Here is a 7169-nt window from a genome sequence, read left to right on the forward strand (position 1 = left end):
GGACGTGCGTTCGGTGATCGGCTGTGCTCCGGGGCCGTCCGCGGCGCGCCCCGCGCCGCCACGACCGTCCGGGGTGTACTGTCCGACGGCGCGCACCTCCGCACCCGGACGCCCCGCCGGCCACACGGCCCCACGGACTGCACGCCATGCGACCGCCATGCGGCGCAGGCGCAGCCGTGAGCCCGGCCCGGCGCTCTCGGTCGGTTCCATTCCCGTCCCTCTCACAGCCGGCGGTGCCCACGCCCCGCGGCCAGGTGCCCGACAACCCTCAACGGCCCGCGCCCGAAAACCCTTCCCGCGCTCTGTGCGAGCACGAAGATGCCCCGACCGCGGCTGGGCACGGCAGGCGCACATCTCAACAGTAGGCCGCGGAAGGCTTCCACGGGCAGCGGTCGCCGACGGTTGCCCGAATGCGTCCCGGCCACCCGTATGCATCTGGTATGCGCCGAACGGGTGGCCTTCAACCGCTACTCCTCGGCCGAAAGGGCGACTTCGGCCGCCGCGTCCGGTCCCTGGTCCAGCAGGACGCCGAAACCTTCCTCGTTCAGGACCGGAACCTTCAACTGCATCGCCTTGTCGTACTTCGATCCGGGGCTGTCACCCACCACGACGAACGACGTCTTCTTCGAAACCGAGCCGGTCACCTTCGCTCCGCGGCTCTGCAGCGCCTCCTTGGCGCCGTCCCGCGTGAAGTGTTCGAGGGTGCCGGTGACGACGACGGTGAGGCCTTCGAGGGGGCGCGGCCCCTCGTCCTCGCCGGTGCTCTCGGCCTCCATGCGGACGCCCGCGGCCTTCCACCTACGGATGATGTCGCGGTGCCAGTCCTCGGCGAACCATTGCTTCAGGGAGGCGGCGATGGTCGGGCCGACGCCCTCGGTGACCGCCAGCTCCTCCTCCGTGGCCTGGTCGATGCGCTCGATCGAGCGGAACTCGCGGGCCAGCGCCTCGGCCGCCACGGGTCCGACGTGACGGATCGACAGGCTGGTGATGACCCGGGCGAGCGGGCGCTCCTTGGCCGCCGCGATGTTCTCCAGCATGGCGACCGCGTTCTTGCGGGGCTCGCCCTGCTGGTTCGCGAAGACAGTGGCGACCTTCTCCTCGCCGGTCTTCGGGTCGCGTTTGGGCAGTCCGCTGTCCGGGTCGAGGACGTAGGCCTTGATGGGCAGCAGCTGCTCGATGGTGAGGTCGAACAGGCCGGCCTCGTCGACCAGCGGCGGGGTCTTCGGCTCCAGCGGGGCGGTCAGGGCGGCGGCGGCGACGTAGCCGAAGTGCTCGATGTCCAGGGCCTTGCGGCCCGCGAGGTAGAACAGGCGCTCGCGCAACTGGGCCGGGCAGGTGCGGGCGTTCGGGCAGCGCAGGTCGACGTCGCCCTCCTTCATCGGCCGCAGCGCCGTGCCGCACTCGGGGCACTCGCTCGGCATGACGAACTCGCGCTCGCTGCCGTCGCGCAGGTCGGCGACCGGGCCGAGGATCTCCGGGATGACGTCACCGGCCTTGCGCAGCACGACCGTGTCGCCGATGAGGACGCCCTTGGCCTTGACCACGTCCTGGTTGTGGAGCGTGGCGAACTCGACCTCGGAGCCCGCGACCGTGACCGGTTCGACCTGGGCGTACGGGGTGACGCGGCCGGTGCGGCCCACGCCCACGCGGATGTTGACGAGCTTGGTGTTGACCTCCTCCGGCGCGTACTTGTACGCGATCGCCCAGCGCGGGGCGCGCGAGGTGGAGCCGAGGCGGCCCTGGAGGGGGATCTGGTCGAGCTTGACGACCACGCCGTCGATCTCCCACTCCACGGAGTGGCGGTTCTCGCCGAAGTACGCGATGAACTCCCGGATGCCTTCCAGGCCGTCGACCACCCGGTTGTGGCCGGAAGTGGGCAGGCCCCAGGCCTTCAGCAGGTCGTAGGCCTGGGAGAGGCGGGTCAGGCCCGTGAAGCCCTCCAGGGCGCCGATGCCGTGCACCACCATGTGCAGGGGGCGGGTGGCGGTGACGCGTGGGTCCTTCTGGCGCAGTGAACCGGCCGCCGCGTTGCGCGGGTTGGCGAAGGGCTTGTCGCCGGCCTCGACGAGACGGGCGTTGAGCTCCTGGAACTTCTCCATCGGGAAGTAGACCTCGCCGCGGATCTCCACGAGGTCGGGGACGGAGTCGCCCTCGAGGCGGTCGGGGATCTCCGCGATCGTCCGCACGTTCGGCGTGATGTCCTCGCCGGTGCGGCCGTCGCCGCGGGTGGCCGCGCGGGTGAGGCGGCCGTGCTCGTAGGTGAGGTTCACCGCGAGGCCGTCGACCTTCAGCTCGCACAGGAAGTGGTAGTCCTGCTCACCCAGTTCCCTCGCGATGCGCTCCGTCCAGGCGGCCATCGCCTCGTCGTTGAACGTGTTGTCGAGGGAGAGCATGCGCTCGCGGTGCGCGACGGCCGTGAACTCCGTCTCGTAGGACCCGGAGACCTTCTGGGTCGGCGAGTGCGGCGTGCGCAGCTCCGGGTGCTCCTCCTCCAACGCCTCCAGGGAACGCAGCAGCTGATCGAACTCCGCGTCGCTGACGACGGGAGCGTCCTTCACGTAGTAGCGGAAGCGGTGCTCCTCGATCTGCTCCGCGAGGCGCGCGTGCTTCTCCCGTGCCTCTGCGGGCACCGTCGTCGTCTCCGCTTGCTTGTCGCCGGCCACCGTGTCGTCCTCCCGTTACTCTGGGTTGTCCGCGAGGGATCTCGCCGCCCGGGCGCAGTGCGCGAGAGCCGTGCGCGCGTACCCCGGGGAGACCCCCGCGAGTCCGCACGCCGGGGTGACCGTGACCGCCTCCGCGAGAAGCCCCGGAGACAGCCCCAGCCTGCGCCACAGCGTCCTGACACCCATGACGCTACCGGCAGGGTCTGACAATGGGCCTTCCACGGACGGGACGACACCGGTGAAGAGCCGGGTGCCGCCCTCCACGGCCTCCCCGATCGTCTCGTCGTCACGCTCGGTGAGCAGGGAGAAGTCGAAGGAGACGGCGGCCGCGCCCGCCCGGCGCAGCAGCGCGAACGGCACGTCGGGGGCGCAGGAGTGGACCACGGCCGGGCCGGCCGTGTGCACGCCGACGAGGTCGCGCAGCGTCTGCTCGACGACCTGCCGGTCGACGGCCCGGTGGGTGCGGTATCCGCTGGCGCTCTTCACCTGCCCGCGCAGGACGGCGGTGAGGGACGGCTCGTCGAGCTGGAGGACGAGCTGCGCGCCGGGGATCCGCCGCCGCACCTCGGCGAGATGCAGCCGCAGCCCCTCGGCCAGGGAGGCGGCGAGGTCGCGGCAGGCCCCCGGGTCGGAAAGCGCCACCTCGCCGCCCCGCAGCTCCAGGTTGGCCGCGAGGGTCCAGGGGCCGACGGCCTGGACCTTCAGCGGCCCCTCGTAGTCCTGCGTGAACTCCTCGAGCGCGTCGAGGTCCTCGCCGAGCCAGGAGCGGGCCCGTTTGGTGTCCCGGCCCGGCCGGTCCCCGAGGCGCCATCCGCTGGGCTCCACGCGCGCGTACAGCTCGACGAGCATGCCGGCGGTCCGCCCGACCATGTCCGCGCCGGGTCCCCGGGCGGGCAGTTCGGGCAGGAAGGGGAAGTCCTCGAAGGTACCGGTGACCGTTTTGGCGGCCTCTCGGGCGTCGCCGCCCGGCATGGACCCCACGCCGGTGGCCGCGCCGAACCTGAACTGGCTGTTTTCGCTCACCGGAGAAGCCTACGCAGGGGGCGCACCGGGGTCAGCGCCCCGGGCGCACCGTCAGGTCGTTGACCTCCGCGTCCCGGGGCAGATCCAGGGCCATGACGATCGTCGTGGCGACAGACTCCGGGTCGATCCACCGCGCGGCGTCGTACTCCTTGCCCTCCTGCTGGTGGACCTTGGCCTGCATGGGGCTGGCCGTGCGGCCGGGGTACACCGAGGTGACGCGGACCCCGTTGCCGTGCTCCTCGTGGCGCAGGGAGTCGGCGAGCGCCTTCAGGCCGTGCTTGGAGGCGGCGTACGCGGACCAGTCGGCGTGGGCGCCCAGGCCGGCGCCGGAGTTGACGAACAGCACGTGGCCGCGGGCGGCGCGCAGTTGGGGCAGGAAGTGCCGGGTCAGCTCGGCGGGGGCGACCAGGTTGACGTTGAGCTGGTGGCGCCAGGCCTTCGGGGTGAGCTCGCCGACCGGTCCGAGGTCGACGACGCCGGCGATGTGCAGCAGCGAGTCCACCCGGTCCGGCAGCGACTGGTGGGAGAAGGCCCAGGAGAGCTTGTCGGGGTCGGCGAGGTCACCCACCAGGGTCCGCGCCCCGGGGAACCCGGCCGCCAGCTCCTTCGCGCGGCCCGCGTCGCGCGCGTGCAGCACGAGGTCGTCCCCGCGCGCGTGCAGGCGGCGGGCCACGGCCGCGCCGATGCCGGAGCCGGCTCCGGTGATCACATGAGTAGCCATGCCCGCCATGCTCGCATCAGTGCCGGGGCCTTGTGATGGATCTCCGCAGGAGAAGGAGCGGCGTGCGGTGCGTGCGATCGGCGTGCGGTGCGGAGGATCATGTGGCGGAGCCACCTGTCCCTTCGCACCGTGCGGCGTGGGGGTCCCCCCGCTCGAGCGAAGCCGAGAGTGGGGGAGTGCGTGCCGGGCGTCGCGACGCTGCGGAGATCCATCACAAGGCCCCTAGGTCACGCGATACCCCGGCTCTCCTCCAGGTACGCAAGTGCCCCCACCGGCTCCTCGGCGAAGAACACCAGGTCGGTGAGCGGCCGGGGCAGGAAGCCCTCGGCGTCCATGCGGCGGAACTGCTCCTTCAGGCCGTCGTAGAAGCCCGCCGTGTTGAGCAGGACCACCGGCTTGTCGGTGTGCCCGTGCTTCTTCAGTTCCAGGATCTCGGTCGCCTCGTCGAGCGTGCCCGTGCCGCCGACCATGATCACCACGGCGTCGGCCCTCTCCAGGAGCAGCTTCTTGCGCTCGGCGAGGTCCTTGGCGACGACCATCTCGTCGACGCCCGGGCGGGCCTTGGCCGCGAGGAACTGCACGGAGACGCCGGCCAGCCGGCCGCCCGCCTCCTGCACCGCGTCGGCAACCACCTTCATGAGGCCGACGTCGGAGCCGCCCCACACGAGCGTGTGACCGCCCTTGCCCAGCAGCTCGGCGAACTCCCGCGCGGGAGTGGTGTAGCGCTCGTCGAGGTCGGCGGCGGACAGGAAGACACAGATGTTCATGAGCCCACCGTACGGGCGCGGTCCACCGTGACGGTGACCCGCATTCTGGACTGCCGGTGGGGCAGGCGCTCCCAGTCGTCCATGAACCGGGCGTCCAGGCCGTGCTTGGCGGCGAGGTCGGTCAGCGTCCGCGTCCGGTAGTAGAAGTCCTCGTGCAGGACCTGGTGCTCCTCGCCCTCGGTGCGGTCGAAGGTGAAGTCGAAGAACCCGCCGGGCGCGAGGATCCGGCCGACGTGCGCGAAGCACTCCTCGATGACGTGCAGCGGCGAGTGCGAGAAGACGCTGTGCGCGTGCACGACATCGAAGTGCGCGGCCGGCAGGAAGGCGAAGGTGAGGTCGTCGGCGAGCGCCAGATAGGGCAGTTTGGGCTGGAGCTTCTCGGCGACGAGGGTGTCCTGGGCGGCGAGCAGGATGTGGGGCGAGATGTCGATGCCGTAGTAGTGCCCGGTGTCGAGGTGGCCGATGAACAACCGCCCGGCGCGCAGGTTACCGCAGCCGATCTCCAGCATCCGGTGGTGCGGCCGGAGGCCGTGGCCCACCAGGTAGTCGAACTGCATGCGGCCGATGCGTGCCCACTTCTCGCGCGAGGGGTTGTGCCCGACCGCCGCCTCGGTGCAGCGGGCCGCGTCCGAGGCCATGACGGCCCGGTAGTAGGCGATGTGGTCGGGGTGGCGCAGCCGCAGCCAGGCGTCCCGCACCGCGCGCCGGGCGTGCGCGGGCACGCGCTTCGGGTGGCGCAGCGCGTACCGGACCTGGTGGAGCAGGCGGGAGCGGTTTCCGGCCGGTTCCGTGGCGCGCATCGGGGCCTCCTGCTGCGGCGAGGGAAGAACTCCGCTTCAGCCTGCGCTGTAGCGCAGGAGTCGGCTACCCGAGGAGGGGCGGATCGTGACCAGAGGGCATCGCATCACCATCGAGCGCGGCGGGCATGTGCGCGTGGTGCACGGAGGGCAGGTGCTGGCGGAGAGCGACCGGTCGCTGGTGCTGCGCGAGACGGGCTGTCCCGAGCGGTACTACATCCCGCCCGAGGACGTGCGCCTGGACCTGCTGACGCCGTCCGGTACGCAGACGTACTGCCCGTTCAAGGGCACCGCCTCCTACTGGTCGCGGCCGGATGCCGCGGACCTCGTCTGGGCGTATCCGGACCCCAAGCCGGACGTCGCCGAGATCAAGGACCACCTGTGCTTCTACGAAGTGGAAGTTTTCTGATCGGCTGACGCGCCGCCCGCCTCATCGATGAACACCGCGGCGTGCGGCAGTCTGCATGAGCATGGACAAGAAGATCCTTTCGCGCGACGGCACCCGCATCGCCTACGAGAGCACCGGCCGCGGTCCCGCGGTCGTCCTGGTGAGCGGTGCGATGTCGACGGGCGGCACCCTGGCGCCGCTCGCCGTGTCGCTCTCGGAGCGTTTCCAGGCCGTGGTGTACGACCGCCGGGGCCGCGGCGCCAGTGCGGACACCGCGCCGTACGCCGTGGAGCGTGAGGTCGAGGACCTGGCCGCGGTGATCGAGGCGGTGGGCGGCGAGGCGCACCTGTACGGCATCTCCTCGGGCGGGGCGCTGGCGCTGGAGGCGGCGGCGAGCGGGCTGCCGGTACGGCGCGTGGCGGTCTACGAGACGCCGTTCGCGATGTCCGAGGAGGGCGCCAAGGAGCGTGCGGAGTACACGGAACGGCTGACGGAGGCGCTCGGTGAGGGACGGCGCGGGGACGCGGTCGAACTGTTCCTGCGGCTGACCGGCCTGGCCGAGGGGGTGATCCAGGGCGCCCGCCAGTCCCCCATGTGGGCCGGCATGGAGGCGATGGCCTCAAGCCTCGCCTACGACGACGCCGTGATGCGCGACGGCCGGGTCCCGCGCTTCCGGCTGGGCTCGGTGGGCGTTCCCGTCCTGGCGGTGGCGGGCGACCTTCGACGACATCACCGTCGACAGCACCCTGCCCGCCGGCCTGCCGTCCTTCATCCCCATGACCGACGGCAGCGCCATCACCAAGCTCGACA

The 7169-nt window shown here is 71.6% G+C and carries 7 protein-coding genes; 2 read left to right on the forward strand and 5 right to left on the reverse strand.

All coding sequences use genetic code 11. The features are described 5' to 3' along the window. Window positions 1–467 precede the first annotated feature (467 nt). The 5 genes from ligA to ABZ281_RS30265 all read right to left on the reverse strand — a co-directional run bounded on the left by ligA (window position 468) and on the right by ABZ281_RS30265 (window position 5974). Window positions 468–2663: an NAD-dependent DNA ligase LigA gene (ligA, locus tag ABZ281_RS30245; protein WP_356660591.1), complete on the reverse strand. Its 2196-nt coding sequence runs from the start codon at window positions 2661–2663 to the stop codon at window positions 468–470. A 15-nt stretch (window positions 2664–2678) separates the two neighbouring features. After that, window positions 2679–3686 carry a methionine synthase gene (locus tag ABZ281_RS30250; protein WP_356660593.1) on the reverse strand — a complete coding sequence of 336 codons (1008 nt, stop codon included), beginning with the start codon at window positions 3684–3686 and terminating at the stop codon, window positions 2679–2681. Between the two features lie 31 nt (window positions 3687–3717). After that, entirely contained in the window at window positions 3718–4416 is a 699-nt protein-coding gene (locus ABZ281_RS30255; protein ID WP_356660595.1) for an SDR family oxidoreductase, read from the reverse strand. Window positions 4417–4634: 218 nt separating this feature from the next. Next, entirely contained in the window at window positions 4635–5174 is a 540-nt protein-coding gene (locus ABZ281_RS30260; protein ID WP_356660597.1) for a TIGR00730 family Rossman fold protein, read from the reverse strand. Then, the gene (locus tag ABZ281_RS30265; RefSeq protein WP_356660599.1) at window positions 5171–5974 is read right to left on the reverse strand and encodes a class I SAM-dependent methyltransferase; all 804 of its coding nucleotides are present in this window, start codon (window positions 5972–5974) and stop codon (window positions 5171–5173) included. The genes ABZ281_RS30260 and ABZ281_RS30265 overlap by 4 nt, the downstream gene beginning before the upstream one ends. A gap of 85 nt (window positions 5975–6059) precedes the next feature. Between ABZ281_RS30265 and ABZ281_RS30270 the strand changes: the two genes are divergently transcribed. Both ABZ281_RS30270 and ABZ281_RS30275 read left to right on the forward strand, forming a co-directional pair. Next, window positions 6060–6380 carry a DUF427 domain-containing protein gene (locus tag ABZ281_RS30270; RefSeq protein ID WP_356660601.1) on the forward strand — a complete coding sequence of 107 codons (321 nt, stop codon included), beginning with the start codon at window positions 6060–6062 and terminating at the stop codon, window positions 6378–6380. A gap of 61 nt (window positions 6381–6441) precedes the next feature. Then, the coding region (locus tag ABZ281_RS30275) for an alpha/beta fold hydrolase (protein ID WP_356660603.1) at window positions 6442–7169 on the forward strand (728 nt) is incomplete at its 3' end.

The organism is Streptomyces sp. NPDC006265 (assembly GCF_040613555.1).
Classification (GTDB): Bacteria; Actinomycetota; Actinomycetes; order Streptomycetales; family Streptomycetaceae; genus Streptomyces.